General features: G+C 58.7%; 18 protein-coding genes and 1 pseudogene. 8 read left to right on the top strand and 11 right to left on the bottom strand.

Features of this window, described 5'->3' with window-relative positions; genetic code table 11:
• Positions 1 to 89 precede the first annotated feature (89 nt).
• Positions 90 to 3,686, bottom strand: coding sequence for an AAA family ATPase (locus tag NW846_RS03025; protein WP_011431312.1), 3,597 nt, complete (start codon positions 3,684 to 3,686; stop codon positions 90 to 92).
• 2 nt (positions 3,687 to 3,688) lie between these two features.
• Complete coding sequence (locus tag NW846_RS03020; protein WP_414515283.1) at positions 3,689 to 4,975, bottom strand: metallophosphoesterase family protein; 1,287 nt, start codon at positions 4,973 to 4,975, stop codon at positions 3,689 to 3,691.
• Between the two features lie 410 nt (positions 4,976 to 5,385).
• On the opposite strand from NW846_RS03020, the gene psaA reads away from it, so the two are divergent.
• The 4 genes from psaA to NW846_RS03000 all read left to right on the top strand — a co-directional run bounded on the left by psaA (position 5,386) and on the right by NW846_RS03000 (position 12,236).
• Complete coding sequence (gene psaA, locus NW846_RS03015) at positions 5,386 to 7,653, top strand: photosystem I core protein PsaA (protein ID WP_414515281.1); 2,268 nt, start codon at positions 5,386 to 5,388, stop codon at positions 7,651 to 7,653.
• A 21-nt stretch (positions 7,654 to 7,674) separates the two neighbouring features.
• Entirely contained in the window at positions 7,675 to 9,909 is a 2,235-nt protein-coding gene (gene psaB / locus NW846_RS03010) for a photosystem I core protein PsaB (RefSeq protein WP_414515279.1), read from the top strand.
• Positions 9,910 to 10,016: 107 nt separating this feature from the next.
• On the top strand, positions 10,017 to 10,598 hold the full coding sequence (locus NW846_RS03005) for a Uma2 family endonuclease (RefSeq protein WP_414515277.1): 582 nt from the start codon (positions 10,017 to 10,019) through the stop codon (positions 10,596 to 10,598).
• Between the two features lie 81 nt (positions 10,599 to 10,679).
• Positions 10,680 to 12,236, top strand: a complete 1,557-nt coding sequence (locus NW846_RS03000; protein ID WP_414515275.1) for a phytoene desaturase family protein — start codon at positions 10,680 to 10,682, stop codon at positions 12,234 to 12,236.
• A 59-nt stretch (positions 12,237 to 12,295) separates the two neighbouring features.
• Here NW846_RS03000 and NW846_RS02995 read toward each other — a convergent pair whose 3' ends face one another.
• Complete coding sequence (locus tag NW846_RS02995) at positions 12,296 to 13,777, bottom strand: hypothetical protein (protein WP_414515273.1); 1,482 nt, start codon at positions 13,775 to 13,777, stop codon at positions 12,296 to 12,298.
• 323 nt (positions 13,778 to 14,100) lie between these two features.
• Between NW846_RS02995 and NW846_RS02990 the strand changes: the two genes are divergently transcribed.
• Positions 14,101 to 14,781, top strand: a complete 681-nt coding sequence (locus tag NW846_RS02990) for a hypothetical protein (RefSeq protein WP_414515271.1) — start codon at positions 14,101 to 14,103, stop codon at positions 14,779 to 14,781.
• A 66-nt stretch (positions 14,782 to 14,847) separates the two neighbouring features.
• Positions 14,848 to 15,927 (top strand): hypothetical protein, encoded by a 1,080-nt coding sequence (locus tag NW846_RS02985; protein ID WP_414515269.1) that lies wholly within the window; start codon positions 14,848 to 14,850, stop codon positions 15,925 to 15,927.
• 221 nt (positions 15,928 to 16,148) lie between these two features.
• Here the strand turns inward: NW846_RS02985 and NW846_RS02980 are convergent, their stop codons facing one another.
• Positions 16,149 to 17,681, bottom strand: coding sequence for a leucyl aminopeptidase (locus tag NW846_RS02980; protein WP_414348001.1), 1,533 nt, complete (start codon positions 17,679 to 17,681; stop codon positions 16,149 to 16,151).
• A 142-nt stretch (positions 17,682 to 17,823) separates the two neighbouring features.
• Here NW846_RS02980 and NW846_RS02975 point away from each other — a divergent pair, with 142 nt between their 5' ends.
• Positions 17,824 to 18,618: a hypothetical protein gene (locus tag NW846_RS02975; protein ID WP_414515267.1), complete on the top strand. Its 795-nt coding sequence runs from the start codon at positions 17,824 to 17,826 to the stop codon at positions 18,616 to 18,618.
• Here the strand turns inward: NW846_RS02975 and NW846_RS02970 are convergent.
• The 5 genes from NW846_RS02970 to cfa all read right to left on the bottom strand — a co-directional run bounded on the left by NW846_RS02970 (position 18,615) and on the right by cfa (position 23,026).
• Positions 18,615 to 19,451, bottom strand: coding sequence for a metal ABC transporter permease (locus NW846_RS02970; RefSeq protein WP_414347996.1), 837 nt, complete (start codon positions 19,449 to 19,451; stop codon positions 18,615 to 18,617). The two genes, NW846_RS02975 and NW846_RS02970, sit on opposite strands and share 4 nt — an antisense overlap.
• 9 nt (positions 19,452 to 19,460) lie before the next feature.
• Positions 19,461 to 20,237, bottom strand: coding sequence for a metal ABC transporter ATP-binding protein (locus tag NW846_RS02965; RefSeq protein WP_414347994.1), 777 nt, complete (start codon positions 20,235 to 20,237; stop codon positions 19,461 to 19,463).
• Positions 20,234 to 21,280 carry a metal ABC transporter solute-binding protein, Zn/Mn family gene (locus tag NW846_RS02960; protein WP_414347991.1) on the bottom strand — a complete coding sequence of 349 codons (1,047 nt, stop codon included), beginning with the start codon at positions 21,278 to 21,280 and terminating at the stop codon, positions 20,234 to 20,236. Before NW846_RS02960 ends, NW846_RS02965 begins: the two co-directional genes overlap by 4 nt.
• Before the next feature lie 52 nt (positions 21,281 to 21,332).
• Positions 21,333 to 21,809 carry a SufE family protein gene (locus NW846_RS02955; protein WP_228375339.1) on the bottom strand — a complete coding sequence of 159 codons (477 nt, stop codon included), beginning with the start codon at positions 21,807 to 21,809 and terminating at the stop codon, positions 21,333 to 21,335.
• A 77-nt stretch (positions 21,810 to 21,886) separates the two neighbouring features.
• Positions 21,887 to 23,026, bottom strand: a complete 1,140-nt coding sequence (cfa, locus tag NW846_RS02950) for a cyclopropane fatty acyl phospholipid synthase (RefSeq protein ID WP_414515264.1) — start codon at positions 23,024 to 23,026, stop codon at positions 21,887 to 21,889.
• Positions 23,027 to 23,082: 56 nt separating this feature from the next.
• Between cfa and NW846_RS02945 the strand changes: the two genes are divergently transcribed.
• Positions 23,083 to 23,397, top strand: coding sequence for a dihydrofolate reductase (locus tag NW846_RS02945; RefSeq protein WP_414515262.1), 315 nt, complete (start codon positions 23,083 to 23,085; stop codon positions 23,395 to 23,397).
• On the opposite strand, the gene cynS is transcribed toward NW846_RS02945, so the two are convergent.
• Positions 23,391 to 23,834 (bottom strand): cyanase, encoded by a 444-nt coding sequence (gene cynS, locus NW846_RS02940; RefSeq protein WP_414515260.1) that lies wholly within the window; start codon positions 23,832 to 23,834, stop codon positions 23,391 to 23,393. The genes NW846_RS02945 and cynS overlap by 7 nt on opposite strands.
• 687 nt (positions 23,835 to 24,521) lie before the next feature.
• Positions 24,522 to 24,953: pseudogene (locus NW846_RS02935) on the bottom strand (IS630-like element ISSoc15 family transposase); the annotation flags it as partial.

The raw sequence follows: 24,953 nt of genomic DNA, 5'->3' as shown, positions 1-24,953 counted from the left end.
GATATCCCTCTCTGCGCTCCGATAGCCCTTGATCAAAAGTGACGAAAGCCTCCCGCTTTTGCTGCAATACTGCCAGAACCCGGTCAGCTCTAAATACCATAGGTGGGATCCCTCCTCATCTGGCCAGAGCCAGCGTGCCTCTCCACCCGAATGATGTTCTCCGTTACTTGCTCAAAGGTATCGTCGTGGCTGATCACAAATAGCTGCTCAAAAGAGCGCAAATTGGTAATGGACTCGGCCAATCGCTGTCGGCGCTGGGCGTCCATGTTGGTGGTGGGCTCGTCGAAGAAGGCAATATCCAACTGTCCTAACACCTTGAGCAAGGCTAGGCGAACTGCCAGAGCTGCCGACATCTGCTCTCCTCCAGAAAGGCTGGCAAAACGTCGTTTGGGGCCGCCTCCCTCTTGAACGCGGATCTCGTAGTCGGCCTCCCAGGTGAGGGCAACATTGGGGCGGTTGAGGATTTCCCGGAAGAGGTGATCGGCAATGTTGTTGATCTGCTGTAGATAGTATTGGGTAATTTGAGGGCCAGCCTTTTTGTAGGTATCTCGGCTAAACTTAATGAAGCGATGCAGACGCTCTTTCTCGATTCGTTGCGTCTCGACTTGTTTTAAGGTTTCTCTCACCCGCTCCAGTTGCTGTAACCTTTCCTGGATTTTCTGTAGTTGAGGGGCAAGGCTTTCCAGGCGAGCTTGAGCCTCGGCCTTTTGAATTTCGGTGGCCTGCAAAAGGGAGCGCAGACGTTGGTGCTCCTGAGGCTGATAGAGGGAAGCCAAAGGATCCCGCTGTGCCCGCAATTGGGACAGTTGGGTTTGCAATGCTTGCTGTTGCGCCTTCAGTTCACTGAGCTTCCGTTCTCGTTGGGGGAGCAGTTTGGCAATAGGCTCCAGACCTAGATATTGCTCGTGATCCGCTCGGTAGTGTTCGCGCTGTTCTTGCAGGGATCCCAGCTCTCGATCCAGGTGTTCGGTTTGCAGCAGCGCTTCCTCGAGGGGGCGGAGTGCTGCCTCCAAATCCTGGATTTGCTGTAGGCAACCTGCCTGCGTTTGCAGGTACTGTCTTTCCAGCTTGAGCTCCGCTTTCAGCCACTCAGCCCGGCTTCTCGGATCCCCCAGGGACTTCAAGGTTTCGGCGGCTTTTACAATTTGGGCTTGCAGGTAATCTTTGGATCCCTCTATTTTCTCCCAGCGATCAATTTGGGCTTGTTTTTCCTGCTTAGCTTGCTGGATCTGTTCTAGAGCCAACTGAGCTGTTTGCAGTTCATCTTTTCGTTGTGGCAAACTTTGGACAAGTGGTTGCATACGGATAACGGTTTCATAGCTGTTGCGATGGCAACTCTGCTCCTCCCGTAAAGCGGCAATTCTCTCGTCTAGATCGGCAAGGGGCTGAAGCTGCTGCTCTAGGGCTTGTATCTGTTGTTGAAGTTGCTGGATGCTGGCTACAACTTGCTGGTACTCTTGCTCAACTCTCGGCTTATTGTTGAGCTCCTTTTCCAGGCGCTGGATTTGCCCCCTGGGATCCCCCAGTGCCTGCAGCGCTTGGCCAATTTCCTGTTGTTGCCGAAGAAAGTCTGGCTCTGCCTCGAGGCTCCACTGAAGATCCTCAATTTTGCTCTGGCGTTCGTTTTGCCATTGCAGCAACTGTTGAATTTGAGCTTCTAACTCGGGAATCTGCGCCGTTAAGCCCAGCAGGGGCTGCAAAGTCTTGAGTTGCTCCTGGATATCAGCCAGTTGCTGGCGTAGCTGAGGCTCGCAAGTTTGGGGGGAAAGATCCTGTAGGATTTGTTGGATGGATTGCAGTAACTGTTGGCTGAGGGCTGAAGACTGGGCCAGAACTTGCGGGATCCGCTGCCATAGAGGTTGGAGTTGCGGATAACTCTGTTGGCAAGCGGCCAGCTCCTCCACAAGAGTTTGAATGCTGCGGTTGTGCTGGGCCAGTTGGTGAGAGCCCTGCTCGAAAAGGGCTTGGAGTTCCCGCTGAAATTGCCGCGCCGCGGCTAGGCGGCTGAGCTGAGTTTGCAGTCGCTCTTGTTGAGCCTCCAGGAGGGGAATCTTGGCTACGTGCTCTCGATCGGCCTGTCGCTGTCGAAGCTGCAGCCGCAACTGTTCCAACTGGGCCCGGCCCTGTTCCTGTTCTGTTTCTCTCTGTCTTAGCTCTAGGCGCAGGGCCTGAAAAGAGGCCAACTTCTGGCCAATTTGAGAGTACCGTTGTTCCAGGACGGTTTGCTTTTCGCAGAGCGTTTGCAGGTGTAGCTTTTCCTCCTCGATTTTCTGGAAGAGTTGGAGCTGCTGTCGATACTCAGATTCTCGCAGTTGGAGTTGGTGGAGCTGCTGCCGTAAAGTTTCCCGCTGAGCTGTCAAGGTCTGCCGTGTTCGTCGCAACGCCTCTTGCTCTGCCACCCAAGCCTCCAACTCCAGATAACGCCTGTAGGCCGATTCGTGCTGTTGACAGATGGCCTGCGCCTGTTCAGCCTCTTGGACGCGGCTTTGCAGCAGTTGACAGCGCCCGGCGTGGGCTGACCATTCTCCCTGAAGCTGCTCCCATTCGCGGTGCAGTTGGAGCAAGGTGTCGAGCTGCTGAGCCCAATGGCTTTGCCGGCGCTCTAGCTCCTCTTGGGCTTGAATTTGGGGAGCCAGCTCCTCTAGCTCCTGCTTGCAGCGCTGTTGTTGGCTGAGTTTTTCCTGCAGCCTCGCCAGTTGGTTTTCGAGGTTCTGCTTTTGCGAGAGCAGGGCCTCCCGCCGCTTCAGCCACTCCAGGCGCTGCTGCCGTTGCTTTTCCAGCTCCCGCAACCGATCTTCTATGGCCAAAAAGCGCTGAGATCCCTCTTGGTGGTGCTGTTGTTGTGCCTGCGCTCGCTGGGCCTCTGCCCACAGCTTTTCGGCTTGCTCAAGGGCTACTGCCAGCAGGGATCCCTCTTGCTCCAGTTGAGCAATTTGCCGGTCGAGCGTTTGGATTTGCTCAAGCAGCTTCTCCAGCCGCTCCAGCTCCAGCTTCACCTCGGCCAAGGTATGGGTATGGTGGCTTAAGCGCTCCTGCCAGTGGCTCAGTTCTTGCTCGATTCTCTGCTGCTCTACTTGCAGCGGATCCCAGTCTTGCATCTGTTGATGGAGCAGCTCAATTTGATGCTTGACGGCCAGAACTTGCGCCTCGCTGTATTTTTCAACTGCCAGCAGATCCTTTGCAACTTGCTGGTACTCTTCTACCTTCAAGATGCGGTCGAAAACTTCTTTCCGCTCCCGACTGGTTTTGAGAAAATCTGCTGTGAAAGTGCCCTGGGGCACCCCAATCGTTGTAGCAAAGAGCCGCGCCAAATCAGTACCGGCGGGCACACCCAAATGTTGCCTCAGCCACGCTAGCACATCTGCCTTGCGCTCGTAATCTAGGCGCTGCTTCAATTGCGGATCGAAGAGGCGATATCCCTGCCTGACACTGCGGCGAACGTCGTAGGTGCGCTGATCCCACTGGGAGATAAACTGGACAGTAGCCACCGCATCGCTGGCCCCTGTGCGGATGAGTTCTTCTTGGTTGTAGGGGCAGTAGTCAAACAAAACCCAGGCGATGGCCTCTAGAATGCTGGTTTTGCCTGCTCCATTTTCTCCACAAATGGCGTTGATACCGGGCTCAAACTCGAAGAAGGCGTCCTCATGAGACTTGAAGTTCTGCAGAGCCAAAGAGAGGATCCGCATGGTCAGTCTTCTTCCCCCAGAAAGGCGCCGCTCAGGTGAGCGTACACTTCCGCTTCGCCTTGCTCATCTAAGATTTTCTCTTTGAGATCTAAGAGTAACCGTGCCAGCTCTTCGCTGCGCTTGCGGTAGTGGGCATGGCTGCTCAGCAGATCCCTGTAGATTTTCTCTTCAATGTAGATTTTCTCTTCAATTTGCAGCCTGCGCCCTTCTTCTTCGAGGGAAAGAGCAGCCGACCCGATCTCCAAAGTAGTGGCTTCGAAGCGGAAGAGAACCAGCAGGGCACCGGTAAGCTGCTGAATCTGCTGCTGCAGGGCGCGGCTATCCAACTCGTGCTTGGCAAAGCCCACCTGCCCCGCCAGCCGAAACTCCACCATTGGCGCTGGCCCACCTTCGGGAAGGTCGGATCCCTTGGCCAAGGCAATTGCGGCTGCAGCAATCTCTTCGGGCGTTTCCCGGCCCTTGGCCTCAAGAGAGATCCGTCGGTGAGGCCGCCGGTAGTAGTCCTGCACCAGCTCAGCCTGAGGCGGGCCCTCTCCCCAGCGGACGCGGTAGGCTCCCCGCGGAAAGTCCCACTCGGCAGTACTGTTAGCCTCCAGGGATCCCGGATTGAAGATCCAGCCTTCTTCTGTATAGCTTTTGTGGATATGTCCCAAGGCTAAATAGCCCACCCCTGCCTCCCGCAAAGGCAGCAGATCCCGGTAGCGCAAGGCGCCCTGGTAGCGAGCAATTTGGCCTTCCAGGCCGTGGTGGAACATGAGCACCACCCGCTCAGGGCCAGGGGGCAACCGGCGAATGGCCGCCGCCAACTGCTCAATCGACTTGGGGGCCGCCGACCCATACCACTGGGATCCGATCACCCGCACCCCACAGGGCAGATCCAGATAGCCCCCCCGCCCACCTGACCAGGGGCGCAGCTCTAAACCCTCCTCGCCTGCTTCCGGCTCCAGCAGGATCAGGTCGCCGTGATCGGCCAGGTAGCGCAGCCAACTGGTCTTGACACCGTAGGGGCGGCTGTCGTGGTTGCCCTCAATGGCCAAGACGGGGATCCCGGCCTGCTTCAGCTCCCGCAAGACAATCTGGGCTTGGTTGAGGACACCGGGCTGAATTTGCCGGTGCTCAAACAGATCCCCGGCAATGAGGACAAAATCCACCGGGTTCTGGATGGCATGGCGGCGCACCACATCCCGAAAGGCCAAAAAGAAATCTTTGCTCCGCTCCGGGCTGTTGTAGCGGTCGTAGCCCAGATGCACATCGGCCAGGTGCAAAAAGGTGCAGGTGGAAGTGGCCATCGCCCGAACCTGCCAGCAAATTGCCCACAGTTTAGCAGACAAACCTCAGTGCTCAACTAGATATAGGGATCCCTTCCCGGCCATTTGCGGCTTTGCTCGGGTTGCCACCCCTAGAGCTAGGCGCCGCCCCGCCGGGCTGCCTGTTGCCCAGTTCCAACCTTTCATGGGCACAGCTTGGGTTGGTGAAAGTTCGTTACATATATTTACATCTTTATTGGAGAAACGATTGCCAAGCAACCCTAACTCCGATAGGGCAAGGGATCCCTGGTTTAATTATTGTGAAGCGACGGGGGGGTTACAAAGGCTGACCTATAATGCCAGGTAAATCCCGCCTTGGGAGAGATCCCCGAGCTTCACGGCTGCAGACAGGCGGGAGCGCTTCGTTCCTTGTCGCAAGAGAGGAGTTCTTGATGACAACTACGCCAAAGGAGCGAGAGCCAAAGGTCAAGGTTTCGGTGGATATCGATCCGGTCCCCACCTCATTTGAGAAGTGGGCCAAGCCGGGGCACTTCGATCGCAGCCTGGCGCGTGGGCCCAAGACCACGACCTGGATCTGGAACCTCCATGCTCTTGCTCATGACTTCGACAGTCACACCAGCGACTTAGAAGACGTCTCTCGGAAGATCTTCTCCGCTCACTTCGGCCACCTGGCGGTGGTCTTTGTCTGGCTGAGCGGCATGTACTACCACGGAGCTCAGTTCTCCAACTATTCTGCTTGGCTGGCGGATCCGATTAACATCAAGCCCAGCGCCCAAGTGGTCTGGCCCATCTTCGGCCAGGAGATCCTCAACGGCGATGTGGGCGGCGGCTTTGAAGGGATCCGCATCACGTCGGGTCTATTCCACCTCTGGCGAGCTGCCGGCATCACCAATGAGTTTCAACTCCTCTGCACCGCTATCGGCGGTCTGGTGATGGCTGGCCTCTGCCTGTTCGCCGGCTGGTTCCACTACCACAAGCGGGCTCCCAAGCTGGAGTGGTTCCAAAACGTGGAGTCGATGCTCAACCACCACCTGGCGGGCCTGCTGGGGCTGGGCTCGCTGGCCTGGGCCGGTCACCAAATCCACGTGGCCATCCCCATCAACAAGATGTTGGATGCGGGCGTGCCGGCGGCTCAGATCCCTCTGCCCCACGAGTTCATCCTCAAGCCGGCCCTGATGAAGGAGATGTTCCCCAGCGTGGATTGGGGCCTCTTCAGCGGGGTGGTGCCTTTCTTTACGTTGGACTGGGGCAAGTACGCGGAGTTCCTCACCTTCAAGGGTGGCCTGGATCCGCAAACGGGCGCCCTCTGGCTGACGGATCAGGCCCACCACCACCTGGCCATTGCCGTGCTCTTTATCGTGGCCGGCCACATGTACCGCACCAACTGGGGCATCGGCCACTCCATCAAAGAGATCCTGGAAGCCCACAAGGGCCCCTTCACCGGCGAGGGCCACAAGGGTCTCTACGAAGTGCTGACCAGCTCCTGGCACGCCCAACTGGCCATTAACTTGGCCATGGTGGGATCCCTGAGCATCATCGTGGCCCAGCACATGTACGCCATGAACCCCTACCCCTACATGGGCATCGACTACGCCACCCAGATCTCCCTGTTTACCCACCACATGTGGATAGGGGGCCTGTTTATCGTTGGCGGCGCTGCCCACGGGGCCATCTACATGGTTCGCGACTATGACCCGGCGGTGAACCGCAACAACGTGTTGGATCGGGTATTGCGCCACCGCGACGCCATCATCAGCCACCTCAACTGGGTGTGTCTGTTCTTGGGCTTCCACGCCTTTGGCTTCTACGTCCACAACGACACGATGCAGGCCCTGGGCCGTCCGCAGGACATGTTCTCGGACACCGGCATCCAACTGCAGCCCATCTTTGCCCAGTGGATTCAATCCCTGCACACTAAGGCCATCGCCAGCACCGCTCCCTATGTGGGCGCTTCGGTCAGCCCCATCTTCGGCGGCGACGTGGTGGCTGTGGGCGGCAAGGTGTCGATGATGCCGATGGTGTTGGGCACGGCGGACTTCATGGTGCACCACATCCACGCCATGACCATCCACATTACGGTGCTGATCCTGCTCAAGGGGGTGTTGTTTGCCCGCTCTTCCCGGTTGATCCCGGACAAAGGCAAATTGGGCTTCCGCTTCCCCTGCGATGGCCCGGGCCGCGGCGGCACCTGCCAGGTCTCCGGCTGGGATCACGTGTTCCTGGGGCTGTTCTGGATGTACAACTGCATCTCCATCGTGATCTTCCACTTCAGCTGGAAGATGCAGAGCGACATCTGGGGCACCGTCAACGCCGATGGCACGATTGAGCACATCACCGGCGGCAACTTTGCCACCAGCGCCATTAACATCAACGGCTGGTTGCGGGACTTCCTGTGGGCGCAATCGGTGCAGGTGATCAACTCCTACGGCTCGGCTCTGTCGGCTTATGGGCTGCTCTTCTTGGGCGCTCACTTTGTCTGGGCCTTCAGCCTGATGTTCCTGTTCAGCGGTCGCGGCTACTGGCAGGAGCTGATTGAGTCCATCGTTTGGGCCCACAACAAGCTAAAAGTCGCTCCGGCCATTCAACCCCGCGCTCTGAGCATCATTCAGGGTCGGGCGGTCGGTGTGGCCCACTACCTGTTGGGAGGGATCGTCACCACCTGGGCGTTCTTCCTGGCACGGTTCGGCGCACTCGGCTAAGGCAAGGAGGAAGAGAGAATCATGACAACTGCAACTCGTTTTCCCCAATTCAGCCAAGACCTGGCCAGCGATCCCACCACGCGTCGGCTGTGGTATGGCATTGCCACCGCCCACGACTTCGAGACCCACGATGGCATGACGGAGGAGCGGCTTTACCAAAAGCTGTTCGCCACCCACTTTGGCCATCTGGCAATCATCTTCCTGTGGGCCTCCGGCAACGTCTTCCACATCGCCTGGCAAGGCAACTATGAGCAATGGGTAGCCAACCCCATGGGTGTCACCCCCATCGCCCACGCCATCTGGGATCCCCACTTTGGCAAGGCAGCGGTGGAAGCCTTTACCCAACCGGGGGGCGGCGGCCCCGTCAACGCGGCCTACTCTGGCCTGTACTACTGGTTCAACACCATTGGCCTGCGCACCAACGGCGATCTCTACGCCGGTGCCATCGGCCTGTTGTTGTTGGCGGCGGTGTTTCTGTTTGCCGGCTGGCTGCACCTACAGCCCCGTTTCCGCCCCAGCCTGAGCTGGTTCAAGAACGCTGAAGCCCGCCTCAACCACCACCTGGCCGGCTTGTTTGGGGTCAGCTCCCTGGCTTGGACCGGTCACTTGGTGCATGTCGCCATCCCCGAGTCCCGCGGGCAGCACGTAGGCTGGGACAACTTCCTTACCACTCTGCCCCACCCGGCAGGTCTGAAGCCCTTCTTTACCCTCAACTGGGGGGTGTATGCCCAGAACCCGGACACGGCCAACCATGTCTGGGGCACGGCAGAAGGGGCGGGCACGGCCATCCTCACTTTCTTGGGTGGCTTTAACCCCAACACCCAGTCCCTGTGGCTGACGGACATGGCCCACCACCACCTGGCCATCGCGGTGATCTTCATCGTGGCCGGCCACATGTACCGCACCAACTGGGGCATTGGCCATAGCATCCGGGAGATCCTTGGCGCCCACAACCCCCCCAAGGGCACTCCCTTCGGAGGCCTGCTGGGAGAAGGCCACAAAGGTCTCTACGACACGGTCAACAACTCCCTGCATTTCCAGTTGGCTTTGGCTCTGGCCTGTCTGGGGGTGGTGACCTCGCTGGTGGCGCAGCACATGTACGCCCTTAACCCCTACGTGTTCATGTCCATGGATCACACCACGGAGGCGGCTCTTTACACCCATCACCAGTACATTGCTGGCTTCTTGATGGTGGGGGCGTTTGCCCACGGGGCCATCTTCCTGGTGCGGGACTACGATCCTGAGGCCAACAAGAACAACGTGCTGGCGCGGGTGCTGGATCACAAGGAAGCGATTATCTCCCACCTCAGCTGGGTATCGCTGTTCCTGGGCTTCCACACCCTGGGGCTGTACGTCCACAACGACGTCATGCAGGCCTTTGGCACGCCGGAGAAGCAGATCTTGATCGAGCCGGTGTTTGCTCAGTTCATCCAGGCCTCTCACGGCAAGATGATCTACGGCATGGATGTGTTGTTGTCCAACCCCGACAGCCTTGCTTCTACCGCTTGGCCCAACTACGGCAACGTGTGGCTGCCGGGCTGGCTGCAGGCCATCAACGATCCCAATGGATCCCTGTTCCTGCCCATTGGCCCGGGTGACTTCCTGGTGCACCACGCCATTGCGCTGGGCTTGCACACCACCACCTTGATCCTGGTGAAAGGTGCGTTGGATGCTCGCGGCTCTAAGCTGATGCCGGATAAAAAAGACTTCGGCTACAGCTTCCCCTGCGATGGCCCGGGTCGGGGCGGCACCTGCGACATCTCCGCCTGGGATGCCTTCTACCTGGCCATGTTCTGGATGCTGAACACCATCGGCTGGGTCACCTTCTACTGGCACTGGAAGCAGCTTGGGGTTTGGAGCGGCAACACTGCCCAGTTCAACGAGAACTCCACCTACCTGATGGGCTGGCTGCGGGATTACCTCTGGGCCAACTCCGCCCAGTTGATCAACGGCTACAACCCCTACGGGATGAATAACCTGGCGGTTTGGGCCTGGATGTTCCTGTTCGGCCACCTGGTGTGGGCAACTGGGTTCATGTTCCTGATCTCCTGGCGCGGCTACTGGCAAGAGCTGATCGAGACCTTGGTGTGGGCGCATGAGCGCACTCCCTTGGCCAAGCTGATCCGCTGGAAAGACAAGCCGGTGGCCATGTCGATTGTCCAAGGTCGTCTGGTGGGTCTGGCTCACTTCACGGTGGGTTACGTGTTGACCTACGCGGCCTTTGTTATCGCCTCGACAGCCTCTCAGTCGGGGTAGCAAGCCCATAACCTGCTGAATAGGGATCCCTCGGCTGGTCCAGGGATCCCTTTTTTGTGAGTTGGTAGAGTGGTGATATGAAGTTTAGGGTCTGATGAGTTTGGTCGATGACTCTAGCCGCCCGATTGGATCCCTATATCAGGCGATATACCTTTGAGGAGTTTCATCGACTAATTGAGTCTGGACAGATTGAAGAGCCCAATCAGTTGGAGCTGATTGACGGGCTCCTGGTTCAAAAGATGACGAAAGGGGAGAGGCACGCCGCCTACTGTAGCCGCCTGTACCGACTGTTGGTGGGCCTTGTGCAGGAGCAAGCTATTGTGCGCACCCAGGATCCGGTGCAACTGCCCCCCAATCACGAGCCAGAGCCCGACTTTGCCATTGTGCGCTTTCAGCAGGATGAGTACCGCTCTCGGCATCCTCAGCCCGAAGACATCTATCTCATCATCGAAGTGGCTGATTCTTCCCTTACCTATGATCGGGAAGTCAAACTCGGACTCTACGCCAAAGCCGGGATCCCCAACTACTGGATCTTGAACTTGCAGGAGAACTGCCTAGAGGCTTACAGCTTGCCAACAGGGTCGGGAGTTTACCAGAAAAGAGAGGCTTACACCCCCAAGGAAAAAGTTGGGATCCCAGGGATCCTGGCTGGAGAGTTGAGTCTGGATCAGGTTTTTTCCATCGGTTAAGGCAGGGATCCCTTGCCGGCAGATCGAGTCTTGGCTGGCAGGAGTATTGTGGGTGGAGAAGCGTTTGCAGAAGGATTGTTGATGAGCTACGACGCGGTGGTGATTGGGGCCGGGCATAACGGGCTGGTGAGCGCTTGCTATTTGGCCAAGGCCGGGCAAAAAGTGCTGGTGCTGGAGCGCTATCACACCGTTGGTGGTGCTGCCATTACAGAAGAAATTCACCCGGGCTTTCGCGTGTCGGTGGCTTCCTATTCCTGTAGTTTGCTGCGCCCGGAGATCATCCGCGATCTGCGCCTGCCGGACTATGGCTTTGAGGTCTACGCCAAGCAACCTTCCTACTTCATGCCTTTCCCGGATGGGCAGCACCTCTTTCTGTATGCCGATAACCGTGCCAAGAGCAAGGCGGAAATTGCCAAGTTTTCTCGCAAAGATGCGGAAGCCTACGACCGCTGGGAGGAGTTTTGGGATCGGGTGAACGAGGTGGTGGAGCCAACCTTAATGCAGCCGCCGATTTCACTGGGCCAACTGGCGGATCGCTTTGCAGCCGCCGGGTATGAAGACGATTTCCGCCGCATTATGCTTCTCTCGACCACCGATCTTTTGGATGAATTCTTCGAGTCGGAGCAAGTCAAGGCGGCGATGGCTCCCCAATCTTTGATCGGCACCTCTGCCGGGCCGATGACTCCGGGTACGCCCTACATCTGGCTAGTCCATGCGGTAGGTCGGGCCATTGGCTCGCGTGGGGTCTGGGGCTATGTGCGCGGTGGGATGGGATCCATTACCCAAGCGATGGCCAAGGCAGCTCTGGACTTAGGGGTGGAGATCCGCACGTCTGCTCCAGTGGCGGAGATCTTGATGGAAGGTGGGCAGGCCGCTGGGGTTATCCTCGAATCGGGGGAAACCGTGCGGGCGCGGGCGGTTCTCTCCAATGCCCATCCCCAAATCACCTTTTTGCGACTCTGCTCCTCTTTGCCCCCAGACTTGCGCGACCGACTAGAACGGCACTACCGCACCTCAGGCCCGGTGTACAAGCTCAATTTGGCCTTGGAAGAATTGCCCCGCTACACGGCGGCCCCTGCTGAAGTGCCCCCAGAAGTGGTCAGTTCCGCCACGGTAGACATTGCTCCCTCGGTGGCCTATCTGGAGCGGGCTTGGGATGACTGCAAATACGGGATCCCTTCCCGGGATCCGTTTATCGAGATCTACAGCCAATCCCCCACCGACCCGACAATGGCTCCCCCAGGCAAGCACATTCTCTCCTGCTTCTGCCAGTTTGTGCCTTACCAACCCAAAGGGCGAGACTGGAACGATGGCCTGCGGGAAGAATTTGCCGATCGGGTAATCGACAAAATTGCCCAATTTGCCCCCAACATTAAAAACGCCGTGATCGCACGGCAGATGTTGTCGCCCGTGGATCTGGAGGCCCGCTTCGGCCTTGTGGGGGGCAGCATTTTTCACGGGGAAATGACGCCGGATCAAAGCTACAACCTGCGGCCCATCTCCGGCCTGGCCGACTATCGCTCCCCCATTCCCGGCCTTTACCTCTGCGGCTCAGGGGCGCACCCAGGAGGCGGAGTGACCGGGATCCCTGGCCATAACTGCGCACAGGTGGTGCTCAGCGATCTGCCCAAGCTCTGACCGACGAAAAGGCCAAGCCAGAGCGGATCCCTGCTCTGGGATCAAACGGGTTGCCTGGGTTACAGCCGCACCTGCGTGCCCTCAAAGAATCCACGAATAATGAGAATAACTCCCCCTGCATCAGGAGTACCCGTATTTCCGTCGCCAGTTGGTGGGTTCGGGCCTATAACTTGGTTGTCAGTGGGGAACTCTTGCTCAATAAAGAATTGCCCAGAGATATTCGAGCCAGAGGTGGTTGGATCGAAAACCAAATTCAAGTTGCCTCGCAGCAGAGAACCGCCAATATCTGCCCTATTAAACGGCCCGGCCAGTTGTGCCCCAGCTAAGGTGCGGAAGACAAAATCTCCCGTGGTGGGGACAATGCCCTGAAGGATAACAGGACTGAGATTAGTTCCCTCCACAGGGGATCCAGGCAACGTACCTGTGGAGCGCTCCGTGCGCAGGGAGAAAAAGTAGTCAAAGGCTGTTGGGGCACCCGGCGTGGGTGTCGGAGTCGGGGCGACAGGTAACTGGGGAATCGGGGTGGGGAAAGGTCGCGGTGGAGGGCTGACCTGCACAAAGTTGAGAACTGTGCTGGTGTTGGCCGGATCAAACTCCGCTTGAACACGACCGTTCAACAGGCGGCGGATGCGAACCAACTGGTTGGGCAAGATGTTGGGCCGAGTCGGATCTGGAGCAAACAGCACTGACTGGGTGCCCACCTGGGCAGGACGATAGACAATCTCCGCCTGGTTGGGCCGGAAGTTCAGGCGGGCAAAGAGAGCCAAGGCATCTTCAGGAGTGCCATCGCCGGCAACACCCCGCTGGCGCACCACAAAGCTGGCGGAGAAACTACCTGTCTGGAGAATGGCAGATACTCCTTCTGTTGGGTTCACGAAGCTTCCTGCTGGCGGGTTGCCACCTGGGCCAGGATCTTCATAGAGTACCCCCGTGGTGCGGACAATGAGAGAAGAATCTCCCTCTAGGACAACTTGGTTGCCATTCCTATTCACCAAGATTCGGCGCACGGTGAGAGTCAAGACAGTACCTTCCCTGGCGGCTCTAAAGGTTGTGTTCACTCGAATGCGCTGGTCGTTGGGGAGGGTTGAAGTTGCAACCAGCCCGGCGATACTAAATTGCGTAGATAGTCTGCCGTCATTAGGGCCAAAGGCAATGAGATTCACCAGCGGTGTGGTTCGCCCAATTTGGATGGCCAGCGTGCTGGAGCGAAGGGTGGAGTCGATTGTCAGCTCACTGGCTGGGATCTCGTTCACGGGCAAGATGCGGGCTTCAACATTGGCGATGCGAGCTTCACCGCTGCCTTGGAGGGGGTTGGTGCGCACAGGGATCGCGTTGTCAAACCTCGGATTGACATAGTCCAAGCGGAGGCTGGTGGTCTCCAGCACCGAGCCGGGGGTAAAGCGATACTCTTGGGCCGAGACAAAGGCAGCCGGATCTACCTGGACGGGCCCAGGCAAGGTCGGAGACTCATTAACTTCTCCGCAGCCGCCTAGCAGCAAGACTCCACACAAAACCGCCAACGAGCGACCTTTGAAGTTCATACGGCACTTCCTCACACACCTTAAATCTGGGCAAATCCACACACAAAATGGGGAGAAGGCACCCAACCCCTAACGCTACAGGTAAGCTGGCCGCCCCTGCTCGAGGCTATGATACCCCATATCTAGGGGATGGGCCATTTCCAGAACAATTTCTTGCATTTGCTCTGCCGCTTGCTTGACAACGCTCTAGGATGCAGTAGAACTAACAGCAGGCATCCCCCTTGAACATTGTGCAGATGCATAAGACTTGAGCAAGCTCGGTGGATCCCCGCTGGACGCTGCCTAAGACGTTTGCTGTGGTGTGAGTGAGTGGAGATTTTTCGATGAGACGACGTTTTGGCTCAGCCCTTGGCCGTGGCGGCCTCTCTCTTTGGGCAACCTGTGCTTCGGTTGCGCTAATTACCGGCTGCAGTAGCGAGACCACCAGCGGGGTGCCGCCTCTACTGGCTTCTAGCGGTGCCACGCCTCCTCCTGTGGCCGTTGCCCCCACGATTGCCCCCAATCTCACGCCTATCACCTTCCGCCCAGGGCCGGACTTTGCCCCCATCACCCCACCGCCGGTTCAACCCGACCTACCGGATCCGCCTAGCTTGCGGCCAGCTCCAGATGGGGAGTTTAATCTTTTGCTGTCCGCCCCGGCAAACCCTGCTGTGATTCCCCCAGTGGGATCCGCCTTTGTAACTATCACCTTGCGCGGCTTACTTGCTCCAGGAGTGATCAGGAGCGTAGAGGTTCAGTTTTTTAACATCAGTCGCGGCACGGATATTACCAGCATCTTTTTGCCGACGGCAATTGAGCAGTTTAGAAATACGCTGATAGGCAGAGGCAATAGCTACGACGACCGAATCAACGGGATCACGCTTACCAACGGCTTCACCTTCCCGGCGGATCCAGCCGCCTACAACACCAACGTTGCTGCGGGAGAAAGGGTTTTGGTAATCGTGGTCATTCGAGATTCATTTGGTCAAGCTCTGAGGCTGGAAGCGCGCGCCCAAGCCACCTAAGCTGGAGCTGAGCAAAGCTGTTTGTATCTGTGCCACGAGAGAGTTGAATGGCAGGAGGATGAGGGAATGAAAACGGGAAAAGTAGCTGGGGTTTTGGCTTGCTTGTGCTTGGGCTTGCTAACAGCTTGTCAACAAACTAAAGAGGGGAATCCAATCAGCTCGCTGCCAGGGCCAATCATCCCTGTGCAAAACCCGAATACAGAACCTGGAGGAACGGGGGTAGGGCTGCCATCCACTCCTCCGATTGGATCTGTTCCCCCAGGTCAACCCAGCCCTCTTGTGCCCCCTCCTGTGTCGGCGCCGACGATCCCGCCCCTGCCCACTCCAAATCCCTCTCCCAGCATCGTTGGCCTGCCTCCAGGCCCCCTGGCTGCCCCGACGTTTACTAAGAGCTTCAGTCCTTCCACAACCTCAGTGGGTGTTCCCGTAACCCTAAGCTTCACAATCACCAACAACTCCGGGATCCAACTGACTGGCCTCAACTTTGCAGACAACCTGCCTGCAGGGTTAGTTGTTGCCACTCCGCCCAACTTCACCAATACCTGTGGTGGATCATTTGCTCCGACTTCAGGCGCGGCCCTAATCACTCTAAGCGGTGGAACACTGGCTGCCAATGCAACTTGTACAGTTACTGTTCAGGTTGTTGCTGCAGGCACAGGTACCTATACTAACCCTGCCGTAACTCTGACCAGTAACCAGGCTCCTGCTGTTCAAAGCACACCTGTTAATCTGTCAGTGATCTCGGTTCCTGCTCCAACGTTCAATAAGCAGTTTGTTCCTAACTCGACTCAAAACGGCAACGTCGTGGCTGTTGTCTTCACAATTACGAACACTGCAACTGTTCCCATAACCGGCCTCAGTTTCATCGACATTTTGCCCACAGGGTTACGAATTACGAATCCAGCAGTTACCTCAAACACCTGTGGTATGCTTACGGCACCTCCCCTTGGGACCGCGATTTCTCTCATGAACGGAAGCCTAGCCGCAGGCGCCTCCTGCGTGGTTTCTGTATCGGTCGAGCAAGCTCCGCCCCTGCCTCCACCACCACCACTACCAGTGACCTACACCAACCCACCAGTTACTCTCTTGAGCAATGGCGCGCCGCCAGCGATTTCTGGTTCAGCTACTGTAACTTTTACACCGTAACTTTTAAGTAGAGTTCTTACCCTTGACCCAAGTAAAAGTGAGGCAGATGGGTCAAGCTGTGAGCATTCCTATGCTGCTCAAGACAGCTCAAGGAAAGGAGCTGCAAGTTTAGACAGCCCTGTAAGCTGTAGGCAATTCCCAGGCACTCTGTGCCGCTGCCGCGCCACCCCCCAACACTTGCGCAGGACTTTGGAACCAGCAGACAACAGCAGGCAGCGAGGCTAAGAGGAGGTGGCTGCCATCTCCCGTGCCAAGACCCATTCCACGAGGGTGCGCACGCCGTAGCCAGTGGCGCCTTTGTTGGTGTAGCCCGAGTCTTTTTCAGCCCAGACGGGACCAGCTATGTCTAAGTGGGCCCAGGGGGTTTTCTCCACAAATTGCTTAAGGAAGAGGGCGGCAGTGATGGAGCCGCCAGAGCGGGGGCCAGTGTTTTTCATGTCGGCTACGGTGGAGCTGAGGCCCTCGAAATAGCTCTCTTCCAGGGGTAAGCGCCAGATCTTTTCGCCAGAGAGGTTGGCTGCCTGCTGCAGCTCCTGGGCCAGCTTCTCGTCGGGGGTGAAGAGGCCGGCGATTTCCTCTCCTAGGGCAATGACGCAGGCGCCGGTCAAGGTCGCTAGGTCAACAATGGCGTCCACCCCTAGTTTCTCGGCAAACACCAGGGCATCAGCCAGGGTGAGACGGCCCTCGGCATCGGTGTTGTTGACCTCGATGGTCTTGCCGTTGGAAGCGGTGAGGATGTCTCCCGGGTGCAGGGCCCGACCGCTAATCATGTTTTCCGTGGCGGCCACGATAAAATGCACCTCTACCCGCGGCTTGAGGGCGGCTAGCGCACGGGCCGCTCCCAAGACGGCTGCCGCTCCGCCCATGTCGGTTTTCATCATGGCAATGCTGCGGGAGTCGGTTTTGATGTTGAGGCCGCCGGAGTCGAAGGTGAGGCCCTTGCCCACCAGGGCCAACTTGGCAACGGGATCCCCTTCTTTGGGCTTGTAGGTGAGGTGGATAAACTGAGGCGGCAGATCCGAGGCTTGGGCCACGCCTAGGAAAGCCCCCATGCCTAGGGCTTTGCACTCTTCCCGACCCAGGATCTCCACCTCTAGGCCGTAGTCTTGGGCCAGTTGCCGGGCAGTGTCAGCCAGGGCAGGGGGCGTGACGACGTTGGCCGGGGCAGCCACCAGTTCGCGGGCTAGGATTGTCCCGGCAGCCATCTCGGTGGCCCGCTGAAGGGCGTTCTCACAGTCTTGGCGAGCCTGGGCCAGTCCTGGCACCAAGAGCGTGACTTCCTCAACGGCAAAGCCGCGCTCTTCGTCGGGCTTGGGGGGAGATTTGAAGCGGTTATCCTGGTGGGCCACTAGGAGGCTGGCTTCGGCCACTGCCTGCACTGCTCGCCCCTGATCCAAGCCAGTTTCCGGCAAAGACAGCACTACCTGCTTGGCTTTAAGGCTGTGGGCCTGGCGCAGGCCGTTGGCAGTAGCCCGTCGCAGTCCTTCCAAAGTCAGCGCTGCGGGATCCCCCAGCCCCACCAGCACCAGCTTGCGGATAGGCCCTGGCAGGCGCAGGGCGAGGCTGCTGTTGGGCTTGCCCTGAAACTTCTGTTCCTGAGCCGCTTCCGCCACCAGCCCCGACCATACCTTCTCGTCCAGGGAAGCGATCTCAGCAGGCAGCGGGAAGGTGGCGTTTTCGCCGCTGGGGGCAAAGCAGTAGACCAGGGCACATTCGGCCTGCGTTAGAGGCGGCTCGCCAAGACGAAGCTGCATGGGAAACCTTTGGCCAAGCTAGGGACAGCAGACTCTCAGTGTAGCCAATTCCGCCACTTCTGGGCCAGGGGATCCCTCGGCTGGCATCGACGTGGGCCTTTCCAGTCAATAGCCTTTAATCAGAAAGGGAGAGACCCAAGGTATGGTCTGGCGGCGGCGTTCCATCCTTCAGCTTGGGGTTATTGCCTGCGCAATGCTCCTTGCCCTGGCGGTAGGGGGGGTGGGATCCCTGGCCCAGGCGCAGAGACCCCTGGAAGAGCTGCCGCAGCCGGTTCGCCTCAAGCTGCCCCCAGGCCTAGCCCGCTACGCCTACGACAAGTCGGCGGGAGACTACTTCGAAGAGATCGAGCCGCTGCTGCCAGGCGGAGCTTATGCCCAGTGGGCCTTCTACCCCATCCCCGTCTACATCCAGGGGGATCACCCCCAGTGGAAAGCCTTTGTGGAGCAGGCGGTGAAGGAGTGGTCGGCCTATATCCCGCTCAAGGTGGTAGCCAAAGAAGAGGAGGCCTTCTACGGGATGAGCATCTACCGCGTTCCTCCCATTGGCGAGGGAATAGTGGGGGCAGCCCGCCCAGAGTTTTTCTTCGCTGCCGATGGTTCGCTGCAGCAGCGGGTGCGCATCGTTATCGTCGAAGGCCAGGGGCTGGCAGAAGTTACGGCAGTGGCTCGGCACGAGATTGGCCATGGGCTGGGGCTGTGGGGCCATAGTCCCAACCCGCGGGATCTGATGTACGGCGGCCACCACGCCGAGGCCACTGGCAATCGCCGCCTGCTGCGGGTGCCCACCATCACCAAACGGGATCTCAACACCCTAAAGCGGGTTTACGAGCAGCCTACCCTCATGGGCCAGGTCTTCCCGGAAAGCTACCGCCGCCTCTTTGGCCAGGTCTGGGGGGAAAGGCCGTTTCAGAGGGCTTTTGGGGTTGCCGGCAGCTAGAGGCGTAGGAGTTGCCATACCCCCTTTAGTGCCATCGCTAGGAGAAAAAAGAGCAACTGGGTGGCAACAATGCTGGGTCCGGAGGGCAGATTAAAGGCTGCCGAAAGGAGGATCCCCAGCACGGCGCTCAAGCCTCCCAAGGCCATGGCTAGCAGCACATAGGTTGTAAAGCTGGATCCCAAAAGCCGCGCCGTCGAAGCGGGGATGACCACAAAGGCGCTTACCAGCAGCACCCCCACCGAGCGGATCGACAGGGCCACCACCAGGGCCAGCAACACCACAAAGGCCAGCCGCTGCCAGCCCACTTCCACCCCCCGCGCCCGCGCCAACGACTCATCCAGGGTCAGCAACATCTGGGCAGTCAAAGTCAGCCCAATGTACCCCAGGGCCAGCAGCAGGAGCAGGCCGCTCATCCAGAGGGCCGGCGGGCTGATGCCCAGGATGTCCCCGAGGAGCAGTTGGTTGAGGTTGCCGCGGTAGCCAGGGATCAGGCTCAAGCCGAGGATGGCTAGGGCCAGGGAGGAAGAGTAGATGATGTTCAGCACCGTATCCGGCGAAAGCTGGGTGCGTTCCAGGATAAAGGTCACGCCCAGGGCAAACACCACCCCAAACACCATCAGCACCGCCGTAGGATTCAGTCCCAGAACCACTCCCAGGACAATACCCAAGAGCGCCGAATGCCCCAGGGCATCGCTAAAAAACGCCAACTGCCGAAAGATGACAAAACTGCCCAGCAGTCCCCCCGTCACCCCTGTGAGGACCCCGCCTAGGAGGGCCCGCTGCATGAAGGGCAACTGCAGCAATTCCACCACCCGCGCCCAGGTCTCCAGCATTTCCCCTCCTCAGTGATGGTGGATGTAGCGGGCAAACTCGGGGCCGTAGACGCAGCTCAGCATCTCTGGGGCCAAGGCCACCTCGGGGGATCCCTGGCAGATCAGGGAGCGATTGAGGCACAACACGCGGTCGCAGTGGCGAGAGACCATCTCCAGGTCGTGGGAGACCTGCAAAATGGCCCAGCCCAGGGATCGGCGCAGCTCTTCCAACAGCCGATAGAACTCCCCTTCACTGGGGCTATCCAGGCCAGCGGGGGCCTCGTCCAGCACTAGGAGCCGCCGCGGCCAAACTAGACAATAGGCCAGCAACACCCGTTTCAGCTCGCCGCCGCTGAGTTGACCCAGGAGTTTAGAGGCCAGGTGTAGAGCCTCGGCCCGTTGCAGGGCTTTCTGGACGGCTTCCTGCCGAGCAGCTTGCTGCTGCCAGGGCCAGCGAGGTTTGAGGGATCCCCAGCCCAGGGCGACAAACTCCGCCACGGTCAGGGGGATGGCGGGGTTGAACTGCAACCGCTGGGGCACGTAGGCAATCTGCTGCCGCACTTTCTGGGGCAAGTACCCCGACAGGCGCAGCGGCTCTCCCAGAATGCCAATCGAGCCACACTGCCGCGGCAGGATGCCCAGGATGGCCTGCACCAACGTGCTCTTGCCGGCACCATTGGGGCCGACAATGGCCGTATGGGATCCCGCCCCCAGCGCAAACGACACATTCTGCACGGCCAACTGGGATCCCCGATAGACCGTCAGCCCCTCCACCCAAAGGACAACTTCGCCCAAGTGGGAGGTCATCGCCCCCTCGCCAGCAGGTGTTCGAGGGCAGCTTGGCCCACCAAAGGCAACTGCAGGGGAACCCAGGCCTTTTCCTTCTCAAAGGCGGAGACCAGGTTCTCCACGTTTTGCCGCATGACGGTTAGGTAGTACTCCGGCTCCAGACCCTCTGGGCCAGCCGTTTCGATGGGATCGAAAACGCGGACCTGTACCCCCAGGTCTCGGGCTAAGACCTCAAAGGGGTTGTCTTTGCCCACTTGGGGCTCCACTAGGATGGTCTTTAAGCCCGACTGCCGTACCGTCTCCATGACCCGCCGCACATCTTCCGGCGAGGGATTGGCTTCCGGGATCTCCACCAAGAACTCGGCCTTGAGGTTGTAACGCTCGGCAAAGTAGGGGACAAAGTTGTGGAAGACCACAAACTTTTTCCCTGCAAAGGGGGCTAGGCGCCGCTCAATTTCCTCGTCCAAAGCCTTGAGCTTCTCGATAAAGGCAGCCGCGTTGGTGCGGTAAATCTCTGCCCCCTCGGGATCCGCAGCCATGAGACCGTCGCGGATGTTTTCCACCTGCCGGATGGCCCGCCGCGGATCCAGCCAGATGTGGGGGTTTAACTCGCCGTGGCTGTGCTCATGAGGGTGACTGTGGGAGTGTCCATGGCTGTGGCCGTGGGAATGCCCATGCTCTGGCTCCTCCGTCTGCAGAGTCGGGATCCCTTGGCTGCTGTCAATAAGGCGCAGCTTGGGGTTTCCAGCGTTGGCGAGCAATCCCTCCAAAAAGGTCTCCATTCCCAACCCATTGATCACCAGCACATCTGCCTGGGCCAGCAGACGCGCGTCTTCGGGCCGAGCCTGAAAGCTGTGGGTCCCCATCTGGGGAGGGATGAGAGGCCTCACCTCCGCCCGATCCCCCGCCACGGCGCGGGTAAATTGCGTCATCGGCAGGATGGTGGTCACCACCTTCGGGGGGGCGGATCCCTGCTGCGCCTGGGACTCTTCTTGGCGCATCTGCAAGCCGCCCAGGATCCCGACCGAGAGGGCGGCCACCAGCGAGACCAGTGACCGCACAGGTCGAGCCGAACGCAGAGAGTTAGCTTTATCAGCCATGAGCCTTAGTACCTCACAAGACGACAGAGACAGCAGAGCCGGAAGCGCCTGACTTCTGAAAAGCCAAGGCCCGCTGCTGCAGCAGCGAAAACATGCTCACCAGGCCATTGCTGCGGGAAGGGCTAAGGCTAAAGTTGAGGCCCATCTCCCGCACAAACTCTAGGGAAACCTCCAGGATCTCCTCTGGGCGCAGACCGCTCAACCCCTCCGCCAAAACAGCCACCAAGCCCTTGACCAACTGGGCATCGGCATCCCCTTGGATGTAGACCTTGCCGTCTTTTAGCTCGGTGGCCAGCCACACCCGCGAGGCACAACCCCGCACCAGATTCTCCTCTGTTCGCTGCGACTCGGGGAAAGGGGGCAGGCGCTTGGCATAGGCCAGAAGCAATTCGTACTTCTGACGGGAGGTTCTGGCCTTTTGAAAGCGACCTACAATCTGCCGCAGAGCTTCGGGCATCAACCCACTGGCCTGAATGAGAATGATAATCAATCATAACACCCTCGCCGAGAGCGCCTACTGCGCGCGGGGGTGGGTCGGAAAAGCCAAAGAGGGAAGGGTTGTCTTCGCTACCGCACCGAGCGATAGCCGTCCCTTACTCCCCTGGGCGAGAGGACCAGTTGCCAAAGCTGGCTGGCACGGGCCTTGAAGCTGCCGGCGCTCATCAGCAAATAAAGCCGCCACAGGCGGCGAAAGCGCTCGCCGTAGCGGCCGGCCAGTTGTGGCCATGCCCGCTCAAAATTGGCGTGCCAAGCTTTTAGGGTGGCCACGTAGTTGATGCCAAAGTTGTGCCAGTCTTCCAGTACAAACAGACCCTCAAAAGCCGCTGTTATCAGACGAGGCGAGGGCAGCATCGAGTTGGGGAAAATGTAGCGTTCAATCCACGGATCCCGACCCTGGTAGGCAACGTTGGCGCCGATGGTGTGGAGAAGAAACAAGCCATCGTCTTTGAGGAGGCGACGGGCTACCTGCATAAACGTTCGGTAGTTTCGGTAGCCAACATGTTCAAACATGCCGACAGAAAGGATGCAATCAAACTTTCCCTGGGTCTGGCGATAGTCTTCTAACCGAATCTCGACCGGCAGGCCGCGGCAGCGTTCGCTGGCCAGTTTGGCTTGCTCTTTGGAAACAGTAATCCCCACAACCTGCACCCCGTAGCGTTCGGCCAGGTACTGGGCTGTGCCGCCCCAGCCACAGCCGATGTCGAGCACCCGCATGCCGGGTTGGAGTTCCAGCTTGCGGGCAATGAGGTCAAGCTTAGCTTCTTGGGCTTCATCCAGAGTTTGCGCGCCCCCATCCCAATAGGCACAGCTGTAGATCATGCGGCGATCCAGCATGGCCTCATAGAGATCGTTGCCAATGTCGTAGTGGCGCTGGCCAACCACAAATGCCCCCTTGCCCCGCTGGCGGTTGACAAAGTAACTGTCCAAAGCCACTAGAGGCTGAATTAGCCAACCCACCCGCTGCGGCACCTGGGCCGTCAGGAGACGACAAACCAGCTCGTCAATAGCCGAGCAATCCCACCAGCCCTCCATGTAGGCCTCGCCAAAGCCCAGGGATCCCTGGAGCAGGCAGCGCAGGTAAAGCCGCTCGTCGTGGACTTGTAGATCCCAAGGCCGCGAGCCGTTGACGGCTATATCGGCAGCCTCCAGGAGCCTAAGCCCATAGCGGCGCGCTAGCCGATGCCAGAGGGTGAGGTTTTTCCCCATTTTCTTTTCCCCCCAAAGGGGGGACTTGAGCTTGTAGCTAGTAGGGATTCTGGCAGATGTTTCCAATTTCCAGGGATCCCCCCGAAGGGGGAACTTGCCGCCACGAGGCGCGCGCCGCGCTCGGTGAGCCGCTGATCATGGGCCGCAAGACCTGGGAGTCGCTGCCGCCACGCTTTCGCCCGCTGCCGGGCCGCACCCACATCGTCCTCACCCATCAGCGCGGCTCGGCCGCCGACAGCGCGCAAACGGTGCACACGATCGACGAGGCACTCGCGCTGTGCGGTGACGCGCCCGAAACCAGGGTGATCGGCGGCGACACCCTGCCATCGGCGCCCGGGGCCGGCCGCCGCGCGCGCCGACGACGTCAGTAGGTCTTGTACGGCAGGAACTTGCCGCTCATGACGATGCGGACGCGGTCGCCCTTAGGGTCGGCCTCCCGCTGCAGGTCCATCTTGAAATCAATCGCGCTCATGATGCCGTCGCCGAACTCCTCGTGGATCAGCTCCTTGAGGGTGGTGCCGTAGACGTTGACCAGCTCGTAGAAGCGGTAGATCAGCGGATCGGTCGGCACGCTAGTGGGCAGCGAGCCTTTGTACGGCACCACGGTCAGCCACTTCTTTTCCTCGGCGGTGAGGTCGAAGATCTCGCCGACCACGTCGGCCTGCTCATCAGTCAGCGTCATCTGGCCGAGGCAAGCGGCGGTCACCCACACCTTGCTCAGGCCAACGCGCTCGGCGATCTCCGACCACTTAATACCCTTCGCCACCTTGGTGGCGATGATCTTCTCGGTAACGTCGTTGCGGTTCATAGTGCTTCCCTCTGACGGTCAATGGATGGATGTGCGGCGGCAGTTGCGGCCGCGCGCTGAAATGAGATGCCGGCCGCGCTGCGGCCGGACTCTGGCTCGCTGTCGACGCCGGGCATGACCTCCGGTGGGTGCTCGGGCGCACGCCCGTGCGCGAGCGTCGCGGCGCGGCTGACCAGGAAATCGACCAGGTAGTTGCGCACGGCGTAAAAAAGTTTCCAATTTCTAGGGATCCCCCCGAAGGGGGAACTTGAGCCCCATTAAACCCAAGCAGGGCAAGGAATGCAAGGCCCATTTGCGAGGGATCCAGAAAAAAGTCGGCAAAAAGGGCTCCGGCGAGGGAGCTTTGGGGCCTGAAAGCCTTGTGGTGCAAGGCGGGGTAGAAAAGGTTTCTTCTATCTCAAGGGCCAGATGACTTGAAAGTCATCAGCACCTCTCTTGAGATCGTCGAGATACTTTCTCCTAGGATCCACCGTTGCCCCAAAAACAGTAACCACTTGGTCATCATCCAAATCGGCAATCCAAACCGGAGAAGGCACAGCACCACCCTGGACACCCCCGCACACAAATCGGTCGTACTGGCCTTCCCCCCGCCGACCCAAGCGATGCAAAGTTGCCAGGGCATAGGGCTTGTGAAAACCTTTCCTGCCGCTGCAGACTACAATCTTGCAGTTACAGCCTGTTAAGGGCTCAAGGGGTACAATAGCAGCACTTAGCAAACCAACTTCGGAAGGAGGATGGATTGATCAGTAGTAAAGAAGTCTTCACTATCTGCTCCATGCTATATTTCCCAATTCTGCAAAGCTGCCGAGTAAAATGCTTCAACACTGACCACATCATCTCAATGGGATTCAACTCCGGCGCATACACAGGCAGGTATAGGATTCGTGCTCCTGTCCCCCTAATCAATTCCTCAACTTCCCGACTCTTGTGGATATTTAAATTGTCCATAATCACAACCTTCCTCGCATCTAGCTTCGGACATAGCTCGCTTCTCAAAAACTCCAAAAAGTCTCCTTTCTTCATCCCACCCTTGATGACACGACAGCCAACTACACCTCTCAAGGAAATAGCTCCAATAACCGTATACTTTTCACCCTTGTATCTCTGACGATAATGATA

The organism is Synechococcus sp. W60.3 (assembly GCF_047502615.1).
In the GTDB taxonomy this organism is placed as follows: domain Bacteria; phylum Cyanobacteriota; class Cyanobacteriia; order Thermostichales; family Thermostichaceae; genus Thermostichus.
This window is presented reverse-complemented; position numbering and strand designations above follow the sequence as displayed.